This window comes from Psychrobacter piscatorii (genome assembly GCF_043641605.1).
GTDB lineage: Bacteria > Pseudomonadota > Gammaproteobacteria > Pseudomonadales > Moraxellaceae > Psychrobacter > Psychrobacter piscatorii_C.
This window is the reverse complement of record NZ_JBHZRK010000002.1, coordinates 206,884-227,783: the sequence shown is the minus strand read 5'-3', so window position 1 is coordinate 227,783 and position 20,900 is coordinate 206,884. Positions and strand designations below refer to the sequence as shown.

Genomic DNA, 20,900 nt, shown 5'->3' with positions numbered 1-20,900 from the left:
AATATAAGAAATGCTCAACAAGTGATTCACTGTAGTAAAACGTAGGCACTTGCCAGTTCATGGCTACACAAGTTTGCCTTTGAGACAGGATTGTCGTTACGTTATAGTTCTAAAAAGGTCGCTTTATCTTTAAACATGCACTCTTCATAGACAGGGCATGTGCCGCATTTTGGCGTACGCGCTTGGCAGGTATAACGCCCATGCAAAATAAGATAATGATGCGCATCAACGATAAAATCATCTGGGATACGCTCGACCAGTTTGTTTTCGACGATAAGTACGTTTTTACCAGTGGCGAGGCCTGTGCGATTGCCTACGCGAAAAATATGCGTGTCGACCGCCATGGTTGGCTGACCAAAGGCAGTATTTAACACTACATTGGCAGTTTTACGCCCCACACCAGCCAATGATTCTAGATCTTTGCGGTTGTCAGGGACGGTGCTATCAAACTTTTCAATCAAATCACGACAAGTTTTTATGACATTTTTTGCTTTGGCATTATATAAGCCAATATTTTTGATATAAGCTTTTAGACCGTCTTCGCCCAATGCCAGTATAGATTCAGGCGTATTAGCCACGGGGTACAACTGCTGGGTGGCAATATTAACGCTCACATCAGTCGCTTGTGCAGATAAGATAACCGCAATGAGGAGCTCAAAATTACTTTGGTAGTTTAATTCTGTGACTGGCTCGTCAATCGTCGCCGCTAGCTTTTCAAAAAATGGACGCACATCGCGGTTGGGCATTCTTCTAGAGGGCGGTGTATCGGCTGTTTTGTGTTTGACCGTTTTACTCATGGTGTTTTAACTATTATTTTAGTGAGTGGTGTTGCAAAATTATATGCTAGCGATGGCATTTATATGAGTTATTAAAGTATCAATCACGTAATCAAAGCGTTACTTGTAATGATTCGAGCTCTGCTTGCAAGGATTCAAGCTCCATTTGTTTTTTATCATTGGCGCGCACGCTGAGCTGCTTTTCTAGTTTTTTGATTTTGGTACGTAGCTTAGCCGTTGCAATGGTATTCTTTGCTTGTGCTTCGCTGATATTTAGTGATTGGCTCGCTGCATTGTTGAGCTTGGCCTCTACCATGCTGACCACAGGTTTGCTATTGCTGGTATCAGCCAATTGTTCTGTTACGCGTTTGAGATGCGTGTGGTAGCGTTGTCTCAAATCTTCTTGTTCGGCTACTCTCTCAAAGGGAGAAAGCTCGCGCTCGACAACGACCAAGTCGATACAGTCAACAGGGCAGGGTGCGATACATAGCTCACAGCCTGTGCACAAATCGGTAAAAATCGTGTGCATGTGTTTGCCAGTACCAACAATAGCATCCACTGGGCAAGCCGGAATACATTTGGTACAGCCGATACAGTCGTCTTCACGAATCACAGCACGAACCTCAGTTGGGCGTCCTGATGTCATGTCTATCGGCCATTGTGATGGCGCGGCTGTCAGATGAGTATCTACCCCAATTGTCTGAGCAATCGCATCGGTCACGGATTGACCGCCAGGCACACATTTATTGTACGGTTCACCATCTAATACGATAGCAGCTGCATATGGCAAGCAACCATCTGGATGCTCACAAAGTCCGCATTGCGTTTGCGGCAGACAAGCGTCAACTTGTGCAATTTTTTCTTGTACATCATTTGGCAGAGTGTCAATGTGCAGCGACTTAAACAAGATCGGTAAGTCTGCCAAGCGTGTCTGTTCAGTACTTTGAGGATAGGTGTCGGTCTGGGACATGGTATTACTGGCCTTAGTATCGGTCATCATTAGCGATTGTCACTTATGTCTGTCAGTGGCTAGTTAGATAAGTGACTATTCATTGCATATTCTATAGGCAAATTATGGGTTTTTGTACTGACGTTCTATGTCAAATAGTCAATGACCCAGACGTGTTGATCGCTGTTGCGCTGCGAAGATTAACACATTTAAAGCCGTAAAACATCAGCGTCAAAAACCTAGTCTATAACGTTAAAGTATAAGAGCAATCATATCGTGATGCATTTATTCTGAAAACGGTGAGCGCTTTTGGAATGTCTATTTACCAAAACGCTTGAGGATAAAATTAATCAATAGATGCATACGATGCGGCATGTTATCACGGTCGCGATAGAGCATCTGGCAGCCTCTAGGTTGATTATTCCAATCAGGCAGTACTTGTTGCAAACCGCCTGATGTAATCAAAAGCTGTGCATCATAATCGGGGATGAAACCTAGACCGATACCATCTGCAATAGCTCCCGTTAGTAAACTAATATTATCAACTTTTAGACGGATATTGTTTGTTGGCTGATGTGCTTGCATCTCGCCCGTTGTACGATGCTGTAGATGCCAAGTAGACATAGGGGTGCACAATACCGTAGGGTAGCCTGCCAAATCATAGGGCGTTTGGATACCAGAGACATCGATATCGCTGGCTGCGCAAATCATAAAGCGAATATTGGTCAGCTGCCGCCCAACCCAGTGGTCGGCATTGTGTTCACCAATACGAAAAGCAATATCAATAGCTTGCGCGTCAATATCAATGGTCTGATTGGATAGACGCAAATCTAAATGGATATCTGGATATTGTTTTAAAAAAGCATTGAAATGAGGCGCTAAAATATCACTACCAAAATTGACAGGGGCGCTGATTCTGATTGTGCCTTTGGCCTCATTTTTATCTTGTAGTAAGCAACACGCGACGTTTTCTAACTCATCAAAGAGATGGGCGCTGCTTTTATAATATTGTTGCCCTGCATGGGTCAACTGTACACGGTGCGCATCTCGGTTGAGCAACCTAAGTGCCAGATCTGCTTCTAGTTTGGCAACTCGGCGACTCAATGTCGATAGGGGCATGTCAAGCATTATAGAGGCTTGGCGAAAGCTGCCGTAGCGGACAACCACGCAAAAACTGCGCATGTCATCGAGGGAGTAGTTAAATTTCATATTCAGAATCTATGCTCTCGTTATTGCTTGTTTATACCGTATTTAAAATATATACACTGGTGGTTATCTTTTCGCAAGTTTTTTGGGTGCAATATGAGCCGTTCAGCGAACACCACCGCCGTCCTATATTTATTACTGTGTACGTTTCTCTGGGGCGCAAGTTTTCCTGTCGGCAAGCATGCCTTGAGTGAAGTAAATGCATTAACCTTAGTCATGTGGCGTTTTAGCATTGCCTCGGTGTGTCTGTATCTTTATACAAAATATAAGCACATGCCAATCCCTAATCTCACACCAAAACAATGGGTGTGGGCGATTGGTGTATCCATCATTGGTGTCGGTGGCTTAAATTTGGGGCTGTTTACTGGGCTTGAACAGACCAATGCAAACAATGGTGCTTTGATTATGGCGCTTAGCCCGCTGGTGACTTCTTTGATTGGCTCTATAGCGCAGCGCCAGTTTCCTACCAAAGGCGCGCTGTTTAGTTTGGTGGTTTGTCTCTCTGGAGTACTGCTGGTACTGACCGATGGCGCATTTTCCAAACTGCTAGGGTTTGAATTTAACCACGGCGATCAAATGATCTTTTTAGGCATGCTGTGCTGGAGTCTTTATACTTATCTGACCCAAGGAATCAGCCGATGGATGCCAATGATTCCTTATACCTTGGTTGGTATGCTGTCCGGTCTTGGGGTGATATCGCTCATGGTGCTATTTAGTGCAGACGTTCATCCATTGCAAGAAAGCTTAGCCATCAGTCGCAGTGTCTTTGGTGACCTGATATTTATTGGCGTCTTCGGCACAGTTGGCGGTTATCTATTGTGGATCTCTGGCGTTAAGCAGTTGGGCGCTGCTAATGCGTCATTATTCTTTAACTTTGTACCCGTATTTGCTGCGCTCACTGCCTTTGCTTACGGTCAGCAAGTGACCGCTTTGCAATTATTAGGCATGGCGATTGTGATTGCAGGGCTATTGATACCTAGACTCGTCAAATGGCAACATCAGCGTCTGACTGTGCATAATGTCTAAAGTAAGACGCAGTAGGCACTGACATTACCAGCTAAAATGAGCTGCCAGTGTCAGTGCTATTGAATTTTATAATAAGATGCCTTGTTCTTTGGCAATCTGATCGATCAATTCTCGAGCGATACTGCCTTTTGGTGGAATCTTGGGCAGGTTAGAGAGATCAAAAAAGTCAGCATGCGCTAGCTCGTCTTCTTGAATGATAATCTCGCCACTGGCATAAGAGGCACGAAATCCAAGCATTAAGTTGGAGGGAAACGGCCAAGGCTGACTACTCACATAGCGAATATCTGCCACGCTGATATTGACCTCTTCTGCCACTTCACGTACCACTGCATGCTCTAGGTTTTCACCGACCTCAACAAACCCTGCGATCAAACCATACATGGGCGGCAGTTTTTGCTGTCCGTGTCGATGGTGGTGCGCGAGTAAGATCTGCGTCTCACCTGACACTGGGTTTGAGCGAGTGATAGCGGTAATCACGCACGGCTGCACGCGAGGATACTGGCGTAGCTGGCATACTGGACAAACCATGGCGCGCTCGCCTTGGTCAGCATGGACGGTAGGACTGGCACAGCGACTACAGAACTGCGTATCTGCCTGCCACCGTAGTAACTGTATCGCTTGGCTAATCTGATCCGATAGGGCGACAGGCAGATGGGGCATCAGCTGTCGATAAGGAACAAACGTATCAGTACTGCTTTCGGCGATGATAGGCAGCGTCACGTTATGAGCGAGTGCGTAATCATAAGTCATGGCAGTGGTGGACGGCGCAGTGAAAGTTTGGTCAGTGTTATGACTGATCAAATCAGCTGAAAGGCTACTAATATTATTATCATCAGATTGCCAGTGATTTGGCGATAGACTCTCATGTAGCGTCACGTGACCGAGCCGATAAGCTTGCTCGTCTGACTCAGTACTACTCTGTGGTAGTTGGATTTGTAATGGCCACCAACCATCTGGCATTTGACGGCATAAAACGGTGTCATCACTCAATATAAAAGCATGGGCCATAAAAGATTCCAAACAGTTCGAAGCAAGTCCGTATCGATTTAGATACAGACTTATTTAACGTAAAGTATTCCGATTAAATTTCATCGCCGCAAAATGACAAAATGGCGACGATAAAACCTGTGCAAGCAGTACTAAGCCGCAAGTAGATGACTTAAGCTTTGCTGGCCAACGTCAAGCGCTTGTTTACTGACAGGACGATTGTTCTCAAAACCATCCAGATGATGATCGACCGCCATAATAACATCAGCAATATAAGCCAGTGTATCGTCTTCGATACGTCGTCCACTCTCTATGCGTTTTTCGATATAAATGGCTAATTGGCCAAGCATACTAGCGGGTGTTGGTAATTGTAAAAAGCGCAATGCGCCTGCCACTTGGCGCATCATTCCCGGTATATTTTGGATATTAAGCATGTCGCGCTCAGGCTCTGCCAAATAGTCATTGATGGCTTGTTCGGCACTGGCAATGGCGGTACGGCTTTCTTGTATTAAGGTATCGTTTGCTGTATTGAGCTGATGCAATGAGATATGCTGGTTATTCAGTGGTAAATAAATCGCCCCTGGGGTATGCATCTCTGCCATGGCAATCGTAGCGTTCTCTGCATGCATCAATGCCAGTAGCAAGTGATCAAAATCATCTGGAGAAGGCGCCTGCCAACGGCTGACCGCACTTGCCGCTGTGCTAAGACTATTAGCTGCATTGGACAGTCCTAGCAAGCGTAAGGCTGAGCTCAGTTCAGTCAACTCTTCAATGATCTGTGCAGTTTGCATATCAACAGGATTGATGGAGTCGCCGCGGGCGTAGCTATCCACATTTTCTTTGATGGTGTTAATTTGAGATTGAATGATGTCGTTCAGCGTATCGGTCAGCGCGCGATTGGGACCAAACAAGAAACGTTTCATTTCCTCAAGCTGAGCACCTTCTAGATGGTTGCTTGCATACTGCTCACGAAGCTGCTGGGCCTCAACCGTATCACGCTGACAGGCAAAATTGACCAAGTCTGCAAAACGCGTGTCCATCACTGGTAAGTAGCTTTGAAATTGCTGCTCTAAGTAAATCAGCGTGTGCTTTTGGCTCAAGTTCAATGGCAAGACCGCTGCGATATCGGTCACGGCTGTAGTCGCTGCCTGCCAAAACAGACTGTTGGTATTTGCTGCGATCAACGCACAAGCAGCACTCATGGCATCGAGTTTTTGCTGATCGTTTGAATTGATGTTGCCGTCTTGATTGAGTAGGACAACGCCAAGACCACTACGATAGGCGTAAGTTAGCAGCTCTGTGTCTAGGTTAAGTGTGCTTAGTGGTTCGAAGTTTTTTTCAGGGTTGGCAATGATGACGCTACTGCTGCCAAAAGCAGAAAAAGACTCTACGGTGATGGGCGCTTTTTGCACATGAGCATTGAGCTTGTTAACCACTGGCAATAACAAAGTCGGCTCTACCGACTCAGTCAATAATACAAACTCGACATAGCGATCTAGAGTCATGATGGCTTCTGATAAATCCATGATCAGCGCGGTATCATGATTATCGCCACTATCATAAAGGCGCTGCAAACCATCGACGATCGCATTGTTTAACACTTCCGCACCGACAAGAGAAATCAGTTTAAAAATACAAGACAGCTGCTTTAGTACGTCAATAGAATCTGCCAATAAAGGCGCTTGGCTACTATCATCATTGAACTCGCTCAGATGAATCTCAGTATCTTTAAGCGTTGCGATAACCTCATCATGTAATAAGTGAAGTGATGGTAGGTTAAAATCAGTAACACTAAGCGTTGGGGCGGTTAACTTCATTTGCGCAGACTGGTCCATAAGTATTTTTCCATAATGTACTGATGAGAATAGCAATGGTGTAAGTAGGATATTAAAAATAGGTGTTAGTGATGTTTTAACGCTTTATATGACAATAATCAAGATTATATTGTACAAATGTCAGTGTAATGCAGGCTCGATATAGCAGCTACATATTGGCTTTTAGCTCAGGATAGTCTTCTGCAAGAGAAGCGTACCAGCTTTGATTGGTAGTCTCATCTGACGTCGACGCTAGCAATAAATTGGCCAAATTAGCAAAGCTGGCATGGGCAGTCTGCCCACCATCTGATTGCGTGTCCTCTTCAATGGCGAGCGTCACTTGTCCACCAGTCATCGCCAAATAAACTTCGGCTAAAATCTCTGAGTCAAGTAAAGCCCCGTGAAAAGTACGGTCTTGCTTACCAACATCCAGACGACGTACGAGGGCGTCCAACGTGTTCTTTTGTCCGGGGTACTGCTGCTTTGCCATGACCAGTGAATCGGTCACTTGTACGCGCTCAGCAAAGTCATTTAGACCAACCTTAGCAAACTCCATGTTTAAGAAGTTCATATCAAAGGTGGCATTGTGAGCGATAATCTCAGCACCATCCATAAATTCGTACAATGACTGAGCAACTTGATCAAAAGTAGGCTTGTCGGCCAAAAATGCCTCAGAGATACCATGAATACGAATGACTTCCTCATCCATGCCGCGCTGCGGATTGATATAGACGTGTAGTTTTTCACCAGTAAATTTACGCCCAACCATCTCAACAATACCGACCTCGATGACGCGATCACCCTTTAGTGCGTCAAGTCCTGTGGTCTCTGTATCCATGATGAGCTGACGATTTGCTTCATGACGATGTATCGGTTTTGGCAATAGCGGTTTGAAATGAGGATTGGCACGGCTAGTATCCCCATCGAACTTGGGTGCATCATTATCTATAGGTGACATATCACTAGTCATGTCGGTATCATTCATAGGTGTTTGGGCTTCTAGCATGGCTTTGTTACTCATCATGTTGGGTGCGTTGTCTTGATAGTGAGTAGTCTCTACCATGACATCATCATTCATCATACGTTCTTCATGGCTATGGTGACTGTCATTGATTAGTAACTCATTTTCTGACACATCTTCATCAAATTCGTCATCTACCATATCTAGACCCAATGGGTCGAACTTTAGCCAATCATCATTGGTGACAGGTTTCTTATCAGTCGCTATGCGGTCTTTGTTTTTAGGTGCGTCTGATTCTTTTATCATAGAGGAGTGACCACTGCTTGACGTAACCCCTAAGTTTGCCAGTTCATCTGCTTTTTCATTACCGGCATGTCCAGCATGTCCTTTGACCCAATGCCAATCAACATCACGCTGTTGACATAGGTTATCCAATTGTTGCCAAAGGTCTTGATTGGCGACGGGCTTTTTACTGGCTGTTTTCCAGCCTTTTTTCTTCCAGCCTTCAATCCATTCGGTGATGCCTTTTTGGACGTAGCTGGAGTCTGTCCAAATCTCAAGTTTTTGCTCATGTGAGCTATGTGTTAGGGCCTGTATCGCACCCATGAGCTCCATGCGATTATTGGTGGTTTCCGTATCACCGCCATATAAATCCTGCGTGCTACCATCGCTAAATATAAGGTGCGCGCCCCAACCGCCAGCGCCGGGATTGCCTTTGCAGGCACCGTCAGTATACGCTACCGTTGTGTTTTTCTTGGCGGCTAACGGATCAGTTGCGTCGCTTGTATGAGAGTGTGGCATGGCGTTACGGTTGTCTGACATAGAAATGTATAAACCTAATAAATAGTAAGCATAAAAGTGGTATTAGAGCATCGCGCTCATGCTAATTGAACGATGCTAGTGCCGCTGTGAGTATAACAAATCTATCGTAAATATGGGTGGTCGTGACGCACAAAATCGCAAAACCAGCGATGGCAATGCATAACACAATAGTAACCTGATTGTTTTCTGTTAAAATAGCTTGGTTCGCTAAAAAACGTCTGTTTTTTCGCGAAAATGCTTTTAAAGAAGCCAATACCAGCGCGCTGTCTTTGTTACATTTGTCACAATAGTATCCACAGAAAATATTTGTAGGTAGCTATTTGATAGTTTTTTCATGATAACGCGCTCAATGCAAGTCTCCCATACATGACCGCAGGATAGCTTTATTATGTCTTTATGCTCAAATGTTTTTTATAAGCGACTGACGTATCTGATGCTCAGTGCTACGGCCAGCACAGCGCTTCTTTTGAGTGGCTGTAGTGATAACAGCAGCACTCAAGCAGATACTGAAGTTGCCGCAGATTTATCTGTCTTTGCCGGTTGTTATACGGTGAGTCAAGATGAGCCTGCGCAAATAAAGGTTAGCGAACAAGACGGCGCTTGGGTGATGCAGATGAAAGAGCCTGCAAGTGCTAAGCGTGTCTGGGATGAGCCTGAAGCGTTAGAAGTGATTGAAAATAGTGACATACCGCAGTTTTTCTCTATTGATCCAGACAATGTCGATGCGGTCATTGGACGTCCTGATCGAGTGCTAGTATTGGCGCATGTCAAGCCTGCTTATGCCAATATCGACCCACTATTAGACAGTGAGTATCTGTCTTATATTTATCGAGGTGCTAACACCATCTACCGAGTAGAGTGTGACGACGTCAATACCGATATATTGGCCAATCCACACGCCAACATCATTATCGACAATGTGAATGAGAGCAATTAGATAAGTATTGCTCATAGATATCATTGATAATCAATCGTATTTGTCCAAAACGATCTTGCTACAGGCCGTTAAATCAGTAGAGTCAAGCTATATGAATTTTTTTAGTTATGTCGTGTTAGGTGGGTTTTCTTATGCAGCGGGTTGGGCGATAAGAACGTATGTATTAGAAAAACAGCCGAAGACTGACCAGCCTTATAATCTCAAGCATCCTGCTATTTTGGCGTACTTGGGTGGGTTTTTTATCGTTATGCTGATTGTTTCGTGGTTGATTGGTCGTTATGCGCTTGGTCATGCTGCGATCGATTTGCCATTTATTATTGTCAATAGCCTCGTAGCAACCTTTGTGTATTCGTTCGGGCTCAATCCAGAAAAAGCAAGCTATGATGTGCCTAATTAAAATCTGATGTTTAAAGGTTTAATCGTTCAGCGTGAGATTCATTAAAGCAACAAAAAGCCACAACCAATGTGAATGGCTGTGGCTTTTTTAAACTGCAATGCTTTGGCTGTTAAGGAGTTAGCAGTTAAGACATAATTATCGGTTAAGACATAAATAGTTATGAAGCTTTTTTGAGATCAGTACTGGTTTCATTATCATCTTCTTCATCAGTGCTGGTCTTATCGTTACTAATTTTATCAGTATCTTTTTCATCTACTGGCTTACTTTTGGCATCCGCTTGCTCTTGTTTCCATACTTTATATTTTTGCAAATCCTTTTGGGCTTGTTTTAGACAAAACTTAAGCACAAGTGCGTCATCGATATAGCCGATAAACGGAATAGAGTCTGGAATAAGATCAATAGGATTTAGTGTGTAGATTGCCCCAACCACGCCAGCTGAGATGGTTCTAAAAGGAATCTTACGATAGTCACCTTTATAGTAGTCTTTGATTAGACTCATAAATAGCATCAAGTCATCGCTAAAAGGTTCAAGGTAGCTATTGTCCTCTAGCTTTTCTTTAAGTTTGTCTTCTTTTCCAATCAGGTATTTCAAATTAGAAACAAGTGTTTTTTCTTTATCATTTTTCTTGGTAAACATAATTGTTGCCTTTGTTTATTTGCGATTAATTTGTATGTACAGTAACAAATATACTCGCCCCATGTTGTGTGTCTCGGTAGCGAAAAAGTAAATATAGGTAAAGGCTTGGGTAACTTGACTGCTGGCAAGATGCGTTACAATGCTTGAGTATGACGGCGTCATTTGTGATGTGCGCTGCTGCAAAAAGTGATAATGCATAAATCATAAAAACAAAAATGTATAGGTAGTAACAACGTATGGGTTCAAAAACACCGTCCATCCAGCAGTCAATAAAAGATAAAAATCTACCGTTAAACTTAGCTGATGAGCTTAGTATTGGCTTAAACCGTCGACAGTTTTTGCGTCGAATAGGTGTTGGCGCAGGTGCTGCGGCATTGGCGACTCAAAGTATTTCTCACGTGTTGGCTGCTAGTCCCATTGAGGCAGATAATAGCTCGCAGCTGACCAAAGACGATCTGCCGACTGCGTTGTTGGATGAGCGCTCAGCACAAACGTCCCTAATAACAAGTTGCACTACGGCTACGATTGAAACGCAGCTTTTTGCCAGCTCAAACGTAGGCGGTAGTGATGAGCGCAATCAGTTGGCATTAGATCGTATGGCTTGTGCTGGGTTTAAAATAAGTAATCCTGATATTACCAATCGTCAGTATTTGCGTTTTGCGGGTACGGACTCGCAGCGTGCTAGTGATTTCCAAAACCTCGCGACCGGAGCGATAGCAGCGCCAAAGCTGTTGTTGGGAGTGCGCGGTGGTTATGGAGCAATGCGACTCTTACCGATGGTTGACTGGACGACGCTTGGGCGTATTATGAAAGAGCGCGGCACGATACTCGCAGGGTTCAGTGATGTGACTGCGATTCAGTGCGCGTTACTGGCAAAAGGGTCTATGAGTTCACTTGCCGCGCCTATGCTTTATAGCGAGTTTGGCAAAGCTGCCCCCGATCAAGTCAGCTGTCGGCAGTTCGCCCAAGCACTAACCAATCCTAACCTGACGATCACCATACAAGATGCGTCTTTAACCAGTCAGCAATTGCCTACCATACTCACAGCGGGCGAGCCTAAAGTGCTCACTGGTACCATTTGGGGCGGTAACTTGAGTGTGGTCTCAGCGCTGACTGGCAGTGAGTATTTGCCGCGCATTAATGGCGGTATTGTGTTCTTAGAAGATGTAGGCGAGCAGGCGTATCGTATTGAGCGTATGCTGTATGACTTGTATTTAGCCGATGTGTTTAAAGGTCAACAAGCGATTGTGTTTGGCGCATTGTCTGGTTCAGGTGAGGACAGCTATGACAAGCGCTATGATGTCGCCACAGTCATTCGTCAATTGCATAAGCTGACCGGATTACCGATATATAGTGGCATGCGTTTCGGTCATATTGGCAAAAAGCATAGCTTCCCGCTTGGTGCCACTTGTCAGCTGACTCCTAATACAGTGGGCGGCTATCAATTGTCATTCACCGATTATCCCACCATCAAGGCGGATGCTATCAATGTGGAAGGGTTATGGCAGACGGCTTAAACACTAAGTATCCATAAACATTAGACACGACCAATCTTAAATCGCCAATCGCGAAAACTTGTCTTGATACTCTTTGGGCGTTAATTCTGTCGCACGTTTGAACAATCGTGTGAACGAAGAGATATCATCATAGCCGACTTGATCGGCAAGGGACTTGATAGTCACATCGCCTAACTCAAGTAAGCGCTTGGCTTGCTCAATTCTGACAGCCTGAATATACTCAACGGGTCGCATCGCCACGCTGGCTTGAAAGCGTCTATTCAAGGTGCGCGGGGTAATATTTACCATGGCAGCCAAACTACTGACTTGTATTGGTTGTCGAAAATTTTGTTCGATAAATTCTTGGACTTGTTTGACCAACTGATCGGAATGCGGCTTGTGTAAAGTCACATTGGTATAGCTATTCTGATTGCCTCGTTTGCTATCAATAATCTGAGTTTTTGCCACTTGTGTAGAGATCTCCCGCCCGCAGTAGCGCTCTATTAATAACAATCCTAAGTCATAAAAAGCACTACCGCCTGCCGCACAAAATATATTGCCAGAATCGTTACTTGAATGAGTAACAAACTGGTTCTCTTGTAAGTCCACCAGTGGAAAGTCTGCCTTAAATTTATTGGCATAGCCCCAATGGGTTGTAGCGACTTTATGATCTAACAACCCTGCCTCCGCCAAGAAAAAAGCCCCGCTACAGTTGCTGGCAATATCCGCGTTGGTATTGGCCAGTCGCTTTAAATGCGGGAGCAGCTCACTATTTTGCCTGAGCACCTTATCAATAGAATCGCCAATGGTAGGTACTAGCAATAAGTCACACTCTGTCACGTCTTGAATATCACAATGGGCATGAACCATTAAGCGATTACTACATCTGATAGCACCGCCACCCAAGCTTGCGATCTGTACCTTAAATCGTGGCTCTACGTCCTCATCTAAAAATCGCTGCCAGCTGACCCCTGTAAATGAAAACAGATCTAAGGCGCCAGCGAGCACACTACCAAGCACACCATCGAAGCCAAGAATGATTACTTTAAACGGTTTGAAATAAGGCATAAGGCTCTCGCGTTTTTAGGTACGCTTGTTAAGAATAGGGTGTTTTTAATGAATTTTTCTTAAAATTTTGTCTTATTTGACCATGATTATGTCATAAATGACAATACGGCAAAGCGCTAAATTAGCTTAATATCAATTGATAAGCATTTATGACCCTTGTTTTGCCTTACTCAACGGTGCAGTAAATAGAAGAGATAAAGCCATTACAGGTGGCAGTAAGATAAACGGATTTTCATGACTTACGATATTTGAACTTTACTAAAAGAGACGACTATGGCAGCAGATACCCTTATCAACGACTTTGAATTACCGTTCCAGCTGTACGATGTATTGGGAACAGAATCACTCACCCAGCACTCGAAATTTTCAGAGCATAGCCGTGAGACCTTTGATGCGGTATTAGATACCGCGAATAAGATCGCGACGGATTTATTTTTACCGCATAATCATCTGGCAGACAAGAACGAACCGCAGTTTGATGGTAAAAAAGTCAGCATGATAAGCGATGTCAAAGTCGCTTTTGATGCGTTTCGCGAGTCGGGTTTTATCGCTGGTCGTTACAGTTTTGAAGACGGTGGTATGCAGCTACCTGAAACGGTCATGACCGCGGTGGCAGGCTATTTTATGGCAGCCAACCCATCAACGACGGCCTATCCATTTTTGACCACTGCTGCAATTAATGTCATCTCACATTTTGCCAGTGAGGATATCAAAGCCGCCTTTATGCCACGTATGCTGACAGGTGAGTTCACTGGAACCATGGCGCTGACAGAGCCGCACGCGGGCTCGTCACTTGCCGACATCAAAACCACCGCGGTCAAACAAGACGATGGCTCCTATCGTGTCAAAGGCAGCAAGATTTATATCTCAGGCGGCGATCATGAACTGTCTGAAAATATTGTCCATCTAGTATTGGCTAAGATTCCCGGTGGCCCTAGTGGCGTTAAAGGCATCTCTTTATTTGCCGTACCTAAGTATCGCTTGAACGATGATATGTCTGTCGGCGAGCGCAATGATGTACATCTGACCGGACTGATTCATAAGCTTGGTTATCGAGGTGCGACTTCTACGGCATTGAGCTTCGGCGATGAAGGTGAGTGCCATGGTTATCTGATCGGTGATGAGCATTTTGGTCTGCGTTACATGTTCAAAATGATGAACGAGGCACGTATTGCAGTTGGCTTCGGGGCGGCGATGATTGGCTATCGCGGTTATCAGTATTCGCTCGATTATGCCAAAGATCGCACGCAGGGGCGCATTGCTCCAAACAATAAACCTGAAGATGATGCGACTGCCATTATCCAGCACGGTGACGTCAAGCGCATGCTATTGGCGCAAAAAGCCTATTCTGAAGGCGGTATCTCATTGTGCCTATACGGCTCAAACCTAATCGACCGTATTAATACCTGTGAAGACGAAACGTTAAAGAACGAGCTGACCGAACTATTGGATTTACTAACGCCAGTACTAAAAGCATGGCCGTCTGAATATGGGCCAAAAGCCAATGATTTGGGTATTCAAGTACTGGGCGGCGCTGGTTATACGCGTGAATATCATGCCGAACAGTTTTGGCGTGACAATCGTCTCAATCCTATCCATGAAGGCACAAATGGCGTACAGGCACTAGATTTGTCATTCCGAAAATTATGGCAAAAAGGTGGTCTTGGTATCCAAATATTAAAGCGTGAAATCACGCAGGATTTAAAAAGCATCACCACGCCTGAGAGTGCGGCACTGGCGGGTAAATTAACACCTTATATGGGTCATTTGCATGAAGTGTTGGTGCATCTAAGCAAAGTGTTGCAGAAAGAAGAAGCCATCACGCTAACGGGCAATGCGCAGGCGCTGATGAATATTTTTGCCTCAATTGTGCTGAGCTGGATTTGGATTCGTCAAGCCAGTAAAGCCGAACAACTACTAAGTACAACGCAAGATGTGGAGCAACAAAATTTCTATAAAGGCAAAATACAAGCGGCGAAGTACTTCATCGATTGGGAACTACCATTAATCAGTCGTGATATAGCAATTTTAAACAACACCAATTCTGTTTGCACTGATATGCAAGCAGACTGGTTCTAAGAACAATTCTAAGGAAAGAGCAATGACAACGATAAATAAGCAGTGGCGATTAAAAGCAAGACCAGTGGGCGAACCAAGTGCTGAAACTTGGGATTATACCGAGACAGAATTACCAACCATTACCGATGGTCAATTACTGATTAGAGTTGATTATATCTCTATCGATCCTGCGATGCGCGGCTGGCTAAACGATGCCAAGTCTTATATCGCACCAGTACAAATTGGTGACGTCATGCGCGCCGGTACGGTGGGTGAAGTGATTGAAAGTAAGCATGAGAAATTTGCCGTTGGTGATTATGTTGCAGGTCACGATGGCGTGCAGTCATATGCGGTCAGTGATGGCACAGGATTGCACAAAGTTGATCCAAATCTTGCACCGCTACCTTACTATTTGGGCGTACTTGGGATGCCGGGCATGACAGGGTATTTTGGTCTATTAAAAACAGGTCAACCAAAAGCAGGCGAGACCGTCGTGGTATCAGGTGCTGCGGGTGCCGTTGGTAGCTTGGTCGGTCAAATTGCTAAAATCAAAGGCTGCCGCGTCGTTGGTATCGCAGGCGGTAGCGAGAAGTGCAAATTCTTAGTCGATGAGCTTGGGTTTGATGCGACGATCGATTATAAAAACGAAGACGTGAAAAAAGCACTGAAGAAAACCTGTCCAAATGGCGTTGATGTCTATTTCGATAACGTTGGCGGTGATATTTTAAATGACGTGCTGACTCAAATTAATCTACGTGCACGCATCGTTATCTGCGGTGCTATTAGTCAGTATAACAACACGACAGCGGTAAAAGGCCCATCGAACTATTTATCGCTATTGGTCAATCGTGCTCGTATGGAAGGTATTGTGGTGTTCGATAATATTAAAGAATATCCAATCGCGATGAAAGAGATTGCTGGCTGGATCCAGTCAGGTGATATCAAAGTAAAAGATCATATCGTTGAGGGTATCGAGACATTCCCTGAGACGCTTATGATGCTCTTTAACGGTGAAAACTTCGGCAAACTAGTACTTAAGGTAGAGGGATAAATCATGACACTGAATACAAACGGAATTGCATCAGATGTAACGGGTAAGCGTATTTTGATCACTGGTGGCGCATCAGGCATTGGTGCCGCAAGCGCATTGCTATTGGCCAGTCGCGGCGCAAAAGTCGTGATCGGTGACATGGCAGAAGAAATGGGTGAGTCTGTTGCCCAGCAAGGCCGAGATGCAGGTAACAGCATCACTTTTAGAAAGGTAGATGTGACTAGCGGTGATGAAGTGCGTGCATTGTTTGACTTCGCGATGGAGACATTAGGTGGCATAGATGTGGTGGTAAACAACGCAGGTATCGACCACAAGCCTTCACCCATGCATGAGCTAAGCGATGATGACTTTGATCGCAATATCGCTGTGAACCTAAAAGGGGTCTGGCACTGTATGCGTGCTGCTGTCAATTGTATGATACCGAATGGCGGTGGTCATGTGATTAATGTGGCATCTATTGCCGGTCTACGTTCCGCGCCCATGATCTCAGCCTATAGTGCAGCAAAGCATGGTGTAATGGGTCTGACTAAGTCAGCAGCCCACGAGTACGCCCGCGCCAATATTCGTTTTAACGCGGTATGTCCAAGTTTTATTGATACACCAATGGTGCGTAACACCATGGCAACGATGAACGAACGCGCGCAGCAAGCAACCGTTAAGGCCAGTCCGTTACGCCGTTTGGGCGAGGTGGACGAGGTTTCTGCTGCGATTGCATGGCTAGCTAGCGACGAGAGCAGCTTTATGAATGGTCACGCATTTACCTTAGATGGTGGCATGTTGGCATAATATTGACTTTTACGCTTACGTATATAGTTTTTAAAAACATAAGGAATAACGATGAAGGATTTATTTGATTTAACCGGTAAAATTGCGCTAGTGACAGGTGCCAGTCGCGGTATTGGTGAGTCTATTGCCCGTTTGCTGGCCTCAAGAGGCGCGCATGTGATTGTCTCTAGCCGAAAAATCGATGCTTGCCAAGCAGTAGCAGATAGCATCAAAGCTGACGGTCATAAAGCCAGCGCCTTTGCTTGTCATGTGGGAGATATGGAGCAAATTGACGCGGTTTTTGAACACATCAAAAGTGAGTTTGGTCAAATTGACATCTTGGTCAACAACGCTGCGGCCAACCCGTATTATGGCCATATTCTAGATACGGATTTAGCCGCTTTTGATAAAACGGTTGAGGTAAACATCCGTGGTTACTTCTTTATGTCGACCGCTGCTGGCAAGATGATGAAAGAACAAGGCGGCGGTGTTATCTTAAATACTGCGTCGGTCAATGGATTAGTGGCAGGCGATAAGCAAGGCATTTACTCAATCACCAAAGCGGCAGTCATTAGCATGACTAAAGCCTTTGCCAAAGAATGTGGCCCACTCAATATCCGTGTGAATGCACTATTGCCAGGCCTGACGGATACCAAGTTTGCCTCTGCTTTGACCACCAATGATAAAGTCTTGAAAATGGCGCTACACTCAATTCCGTTAGGGCGCGTGGCGGAGCCTGATGAAATGGCTGGTACGGTATTGTATCTCGTGTCGGATGCGTCAAGCTATACGACTGGCGCGACTATCGTTGTAGATGGTGGCATGTTGGCTTAATCAGCAAGCTAAAAAACAATCTATAGAAAATGATTCGAAAAATAAAAGTGACTATCAAAACCGCATGAGATTACGTTTCGTGCGGTTTTTTTGACTTTATTTTTAATAAATCGCATAGCTATTCTGAGTACTTTGCCATTAAATGGGCTACTAGTGCGAAGCAAAAATAGGCGGCACCGTGGCATAATAAGTCCAAATAATTAAAAGGAGTGAATCATGGAGTCATTGACCACTAATAAAATTAATGCCATTTCGCACAATAAGACATGGCTGTTTGTACCTGCAACTAGAGTCGATAGGATAGAAAAAGCCTTTGCCAGTGGTGCAGATGCCGTCATCGTAGATTTGGAAGATGCCGTTGCCAAACAAGACAAAGCGGAGGCTCGAGATGCGTTAAAAAGCTACTACGATGAGCAAAATTTAGAGCAAACTTATCGGCCCATTTGGCTGCGCATTAATAAAGCGGGTAGCGAAGAGTTTTTCAAAGACATCGTGCTTTGCCAGAAAATGCCTAACTTGGCTGGTGTGTTATTGGCTAAGGCCGAGCAAGTAGCTGATATTGAAAGCGTACATCAGCTGACAGGTCTACCTGTAATCGCTTTGATAGAGAGTGCCATCGGGCTATACCAAATCGATAGCATGGCAAAAGCAGTAGGCTTGGTCGCTTTTAGCTATGGGTTTTTGGATCTGTGTAATGATCTGCAAGTACAAGTAGGGACGCCATCAGCGGAGATAGTTGCCAATCAGATTCGCTATCAGCTTATTTTGACCTCAAAAGTACACCAGTTATCGCCGCCAATCGATACCATTTATCCTGATTTCAAAGATGGAGTAGGGTTAAGTAATCGAGTAAATTTGTGGTCACAAATGGGTATGGCAGGGACGTTATGCATTCATCCCAAGCAAGTAGAGATCGTTCATCAAGCCTTGAAGCCAACAGACCGTGAGCTTGCGTTTGCAACGCGGGTGATAGAAGAGTATGAGAAAAGCGGGCAAGCGGTGTTCAAAATAGATGGCGAGATGGTCGATGCGCCAGTGATTGCGCGTAGTCGTCAACTATTGGATAGGTAGCGGTTATTAGCAAAGTAGCAGGCAAATCTATAATGCTTTATCATGAGCCATATCTACTCATATATAAAAGCACATTATGATTTTTATCAACAACCATATTAGCCTCAATGATAATGAGGTAGAGATTAGTGCCATGCGCGCACAAGGCGCAGGCGGGCAGAATGTTAATAAAGTGTCCTCTGCTATCCATCTTCGTTTTGATATCCACTCATCAAGCCTAAGTGATGAGTATAAGCAGCGCTTGCTAAACAGCAAAGACAACCGTATCACCAAAGAGGGCGTACTCATCATCAAAGCGCAGCAATTTCGCACACAAGAGCGCAATAAAATCGATGCGTTTGAAAGGCTACAAAGCTTTATCAATAAAGCCACTCATGTTAATAAAACCAGACGGCCGACCAAACCCAGTCGAAATGCCAAACGTAAACGCGTGGATCAAAAAACCCAGCGCGGTAAAACCAAAGCTTTACGCGGTAAAGTGGATTACTAAACACAGAATGGGTTATTCACTTTGAACTGGCTATATGTCTTCTCTTACCTAACCAAGTCTTTTACTCAATTCAGGGAAGCGCTTGATCATAAATAGCATCAATAGCAAGGCGATCCCAGCAATGACGGCCCCAACATAACCCACGCTTGATATCGAGATATGCGTCACTGCATAGCCACCAAACAAAGCGCCCGTTCCAATACCTAAATTAATAATACCTGAGAACATCGACATCAGCATGTCTTGTGCATTGACATCGACCATGATGACCTTTGCCTGCATTGAGATAATCAGCAGCATGAGTGCCGCGCCCCAAAGCAGTGCACTAACACTAAGCGCCCATACAGACGTCACGACAAATAGCAGTGTCAGCATAGAGACAAGTATTAATATCGTAGATATCAGCATCAGTTGGGTGTTATATCTATCACCCCAACGACTGAATATCACACTACCCACAATGCCTGCCGCCCCAAACAGCAGTAGCACAAAAGTAGCCGCGTTTTCGCTGATATTACCGACCTGACGCATAAAGGGTTCTATGTAAGAGTAGGCCGTATAGTGTGCGGTAAAGACGAGCAAGATAAGCAAATATAGGCAGACCAATAGTGGGTTTTTGAGTAGTTCTGGAATCTTTCTAAAAGACCCCTCAAACATACTAGGCAGTGTAGGCAGCAGTCTTGCTTGCAACACAAAAACAATCAGCGCAATGACACCAATACCGCCAAATGTCGCCCGCCAACCAAACCATTGACCAACCAAGCGTCCTAATGGCACACCCAGCACCATCGCAAGCGACGTCCCAGTTGCGAGCACACTCAGCGCCATGGCTTTTTTGCCTTCGGGTGCCACACGTATGGCGATTGCTGCTGTGATGGACCAAAATATCGCATGCGACAGCGCAATCCCAACTCGGCTAATGAGTAGTACGTCAAAACTCCATGCAAATACAGATAGCACATGACTGGCAATAAAGACAGCAAACAGCCCTAAGAGCAACCGTTTGCGCTCAAATCGACTGGTCAATAGCATCAGCGGCAATGACATCGCTGCCACAATCCAAGCATAAAGCGTCAACATCCAGCCCGTTTCTGCTGTGGTGATAGAGAAATCTTGGGCGATATCGCTCAATAGTGCCACAGGGACAAATTCTGTGGTGTTCATAATAAAGGCACTAACGCCCATCAAAAATACTTGAAAATACTGAGTTCGGCGAGCGTTTGCGCTCGTCTCAATGTTATTTTTCATAAAATCCAATACAAAGCAGGTGCTAATACGGCGGGTGATAAGTCAAGGTGGGGCAGATATTCTTGGAATACAAGCGTCGCGAGGCAAGATAGCAAGCCAAAGTCGATTGTAAAAGATGTTTTTTGATAAGGATTGTTAACCCAAAGCTCAACTTGAGAGGCTTAGGAAAAGAGATTCAATGAAAAATACGGGATAAATAAAGAAAATTAACCTTCAATATGAGGTACTTTTAATTTAAAAACCTAACCATTTACTATTGAAAAATAAGTAAACATATCGGTATTTATTTTCTGCTATCTGTTGTGCT

General features: G+C 44.7%; 19 protein-coding genes. 10 read left to right on the top strand and 9 right to left on the bottom strand.

What is annotated here, in order from left to right; all coding sequences use genetic code 11:
• Window positions 1-101: 101 nt before the first annotated feature.
• From nth to ACHUET_RS03335, 3 genes are all read right to left on the bottom strand, one after another.
• A complete protein-coding gene (gene nth, locus ACHUET_RS03345) occupies window positions 102-797 on the bottom strand; it encodes an endonuclease III (RefSeq protein ID WP_201601959.1) in 696 nt (231 codons plus the stop codon).
• Between the two features lie 91 nt (window positions 798-888).
• A complete protein-coding gene (locus ACHUET_RS03340) occupies window positions 889-1,746 on the bottom strand; it encodes an RnfABCDGE type electron transport complex subunit B (protein WP_201601960.1) in 858 nt (285 codons plus the stop codon).
• Between the two features lie 297 nt (window positions 1,747-2,043).
• On the bottom strand, window positions 2,044-2,934 hold the full coding sequence (locus tag ACHUET_RS03335; protein WP_394210652.1) for a LysR family transcriptional regulator: 891 nt from the start codon (window positions 2,932-2,934) through the stop codon (window positions 2,044-2,046).
• A 93-nt stretch (window positions 2,935-3,027) separates the two neighbouring features.
• Here ACHUET_RS03335 and ACHUET_RS03330 point away from each other — a divergent pair, with 93 nt between their 5' ends.
• Window positions 3,028-3,957, top strand: coding sequence for a DMT family transporter (locus ACHUET_RS03330; RefSeq protein ID WP_394210650.1), 930 nt, complete (start codon window positions 3,028-3,030; stop codon window positions 3,955-3,957).
• 66 nt (window positions 3,958-4,023) lie between these two features.
• Here the strand turns inward: ACHUET_RS03330 and nudC are convergent, their stop codons facing one another.
• The 3 genes from nudC to dnaQ form a co-directional block, all read right to left on the bottom strand.
• Complete coding sequence (gene nudC, locus ACHUET_RS03325) at window positions 4,024-4,965, bottom strand: NAD(+) diphosphatase (RefSeq protein ID WP_394210648.1); 942 nt, start codon at window positions 4,963-4,965, stop codon at window positions 4,024-4,026.
• A gap of 131 nt (window positions 4,966-5,096) precedes the next feature.
• Window positions 5,097-6,779 carry a hypothetical protein gene (locus ACHUET_RS03320; protein WP_394210646.1) on the bottom strand — a complete coding sequence of 561 codons (1,683 nt, stop codon included), beginning with the start codon at window positions 6,777-6,779 and terminating at the stop codon, window positions 5,097-5,099.
• Window positions 6,780-6,927: 148 nt separating this feature from the next.
• The gene (gene dnaQ / locus ACHUET_RS03315; RefSeq protein WP_394210644.1) at window positions 6,928-8,541 is read right to left on the bottom strand and encodes a DNA polymerase III subunit epsilon; all 1,614 of its coding nucleotides are present in this window, start codon (window positions 8,539-8,541) and stop codon (window positions 6,928-6,930) included.
• Window positions 8,542-8,929: 388 nt separating this feature from the next.
• Between dnaQ and ACHUET_RS03310 the strand changes: the two genes are divergently transcribed.
• The gene (locus ACHUET_RS03310) at window positions 8,930-9,478 is read left to right on the top strand and encodes a hypothetical protein (RefSeq protein ID WP_394210642.1); all 549 of its coding nucleotides are present in this window, start codon (window positions 8,930-8,932) and stop codon (window positions 9,476-9,478) included.
• A 91-nt stretch (window positions 9,479-9,569) separates the two neighbouring features.
• Window positions 9,570-9,875: a hypothetical protein gene (locus ACHUET_RS03305; protein ID WP_394210640.1), complete on the top strand. Its 306-nt coding sequence runs from the start codon at window positions 9,570-9,572 to the stop codon at window positions 9,873-9,875.
• 157 nt (window positions 9,876-10,032) lie between these two features.
• Here ACHUET_RS03305 and ACHUET_RS03300 read toward each other — a convergent pair whose 3' ends face one another.
• On the bottom strand, window positions 10,033-10,512 hold the full coding sequence (locus ACHUET_RS03300) for a YkvA family protein (RefSeq protein WP_394210638.1): 480 nt from the start codon (window positions 10,510-10,512) through the stop codon (window positions 10,033-10,035).
• A 236-nt stretch (window positions 10,513-10,748) separates the two neighbouring features.
• Between ACHUET_RS03300 and ACHUET_RS03295 the strand changes: the two genes are divergently transcribed.
• A complete protein-coding gene (locus ACHUET_RS03295; protein WP_394210636.1) occupies window positions 10,749-12,029 on the top strand; it encodes an LD-carboxypeptidase in 1,281 nt (426 codons plus the stop codon).
• A 36-nt stretch (window positions 12,030-12,065) separates the two neighbouring features.
• Here ACHUET_RS03295 and ACHUET_RS03290 read toward each other — a convergent pair whose 3' ends face one another.
• Window positions 12,066-13,076 carry a GlxA family transcriptional regulator gene (locus ACHUET_RS03290; RefSeq protein ID WP_394210634.1) on the bottom strand — a complete coding sequence of 337 codons (1,011 nt, stop codon included), beginning with the start codon at window positions 13,074-13,076 and terminating at the stop codon, window positions 12,066-12,068.
• A gap of 273 nt (window positions 13,077-13,349) precedes the next feature.
• On the opposite strand from ACHUET_RS03290, the gene ACHUET_RS03285 reads away from it, so the two are divergent.
• The 6 genes from ACHUET_RS03285 (at window position 13,350) to arfB (ending at window position 19,345) form a co-directional block, all read left to right on the top strand.
• Window positions 13,350-15,155: an acyl-CoA dehydrogenase gene (locus ACHUET_RS03285; RefSeq protein ID WP_394210632.1), complete on the top strand. Its 1,806-nt coding sequence runs from the start codon at window positions 13,350-13,352 to the stop codon at window positions 15,153-15,155.
• A gap of 22 nt (window positions 15,156-15,177) precedes the next feature.
• Window positions 15,178-16,185: an NADP-dependent oxidoreductase gene (locus tag ACHUET_RS03280; RefSeq protein WP_394210630.1), complete on the top strand. Its 1,008-nt coding sequence runs from the start codon at window positions 15,178-15,180 to the stop codon at window positions 16,183-16,185.
• Between the two features lie 3 nt (window positions 16,186-16,188).
• Window positions 16,189-16,971 carry an SDR family NAD(P)-dependent oxidoreductase gene (locus ACHUET_RS03275; protein WP_238037170.1) on the top strand — a complete coding sequence of 261 codons (783 nt, stop codon included), beginning with the start codon at window positions 16,189-16,191 and terminating at the stop codon, window positions 16,969-16,971.
• Between the two features lie 51 nt (window positions 16,972-17,022).
• Window positions 17,023-17,784, top strand: a complete 762-nt coding sequence (locus ACHUET_RS03270; RefSeq protein WP_286708012.1) for an SDR family oxidoreductase — start codon at window positions 17,023-17,025, stop codon at window positions 17,782-17,784.
• Window positions 17,785-18,000: 216 nt separating this feature from the next.
• Window positions 18,001-18,855, top strand: coding sequence for an HpcH/HpaI aldolase/citrate lyase family protein (locus tag ACHUET_RS03265; protein WP_394210627.1), 855 nt, complete (start codon window positions 18,001-18,003; stop codon window positions 18,853-18,855).
• A 76-nt stretch (window positions 18,856-18,931) separates the two neighbouring features.
• Window positions 18,932-19,345, top strand: a complete 414-nt coding sequence (gene arfB / locus ACHUET_RS03260; RefSeq protein WP_394210625.1) for an alternative ribosome rescue aminoacyl-tRNA hydrolase ArfB — start codon at window positions 18,932-18,934, stop codon at window positions 19,343-19,345.
• Between the two features lie 48 nt (window positions 19,346-19,393).
• Here arfB and ACHUET_RS03255 read toward each other — a convergent pair whose 3' ends face one another.
• Complete coding sequence (locus ACHUET_RS03255; protein WP_394210623.1) at window positions 19,394-20,593, bottom strand: sugar transporter; 1,200 nt, start codon at window positions 20,591-20,593, stop codon at window positions 19,394-19,396.
• Between the last annotated feature and the right edge of the window lie 307 nt (window positions 20,594-20,900).

Coding starts and splice junctions, on each gene's coding strand:
- arfB (WP_394210625.1), top strand. CDS start 18,932: ATGATTTTTATCAACAACCATATTAGCCTCAATGATAATGAGGTAGAG.
- ACHUET_RS03285 (WP_394210632.1), top strand. CDS start 13,350: ATGGCAGCAGATACCCTTATCAACGACTTTGAATTACCGTTCCAGCTG.
- ACHUET_RS03275 (WP_238037170.1), top strand. CDS start 16,189: ATGACACTGAATACAAACGGAATTGCATCAGATGTAACGGGTAAGCGT.
- ACHUET_RS03255 (WP_394210623.1), bottom strand. CDS start 20,593: ATGAAAAATAACATTGAGACGAGCGCAAACGCTCGCCGAACTCAGTAT.
- ACHUET_RS03320 (WP_394210646.1), bottom strand. CDS start 6,779: ATGGACCAGTCTGCGCAAATGAAGTTAACCGCCCCAACGCTTAGTGTT.
- ACHUET_RS03290 (WP_394210634.1), bottom strand. CDS start 13,076: ATGCCTTATTTCAAACCGTTTAAAGTAATCATTCTTGGCTTCGATGGT.
- ACHUET_RS03305 (WP_394210640.1), top strand. CDS start 9,570: ATGAATTTTTTTAGTTATGTCGTGTTAGGTGGGTTTTCTTATGCAGCG.
- ACHUET_RS03310 (WP_394210642.1), top strand. CDS start 8,930: ATGTCTTTATGCTCAAATGTTTTTTATAAGCGACTGACGTATCTGATG.
- dnaQ (WP_394210644.1), bottom strand. CDS start 8,541: ATGTCAGACAACCGTAACGCCATGCCACACTCTCATACAAGCGACGCA.
- ACHUET_RS03335 (WP_394210652.1), bottom strand. CDS start 2,934: ATGAAATTTAACTACTCCCTCGATGACATGCGCAGTTTTTGCGTGGTT.
- nth (WP_201601959.1), bottom strand. CDS start 797: ATGAGTAAAACGGTCAAACACAAAACAGCCGATACACCGCCCTCTAGA.
- ACHUET_RS03265 (WP_394210627.1), top strand. CDS start 18,001: ATGGAGTCATTGACCACTAATAAAATTAATGCCATTTCGCACAATAAG.
- ACHUET_RS03330 (WP_394210650.1), top strand. CDS start 3,028: ATGAGCCGTTCAGCGAACACCACCGCCGTCCTATATTTATTACTGTGT.
- ACHUET_RS03270 (WP_286708012.1), top strand. CDS start 17,023: ATGAAGGATTTATTTGATTTAACCGGTAAAATTGCGCTAGTGACAGGT.
- nudC (WP_394210648.1), bottom strand. CDS start 4,965: ATGGCCCATGCTTTTATATTGAGTGATGACACCGTTTTATGCCGTCAA.
- ACHUET_RS03340 (WP_201601960.1), bottom strand. CDS start 1,746: ATGTCCCAGACCGACACCTATCCTCAAAGTACTGAACAGACACGCTTG.
- ACHUET_RS03280 (WP_394210630.1), top strand. CDS start 15,178: ATGACAACGATAAATAAGCAGTGGCGATTAAAAGCAAGACCAGTGGGC.
- ACHUET_RS03295 (WP_394210636.1), top strand. CDS start 10,749: ATGGGTTCAAAAACACCGTCCATCCAGCAGTCAATAAAAGATAAAAAT.
- ACHUET_RS03300 (WP_394210638.1), bottom strand. CDS start 10,512: ATGTTTACCAAGAAAAATGATAAAGAAAAAACACTTGTTTCTAATTTG.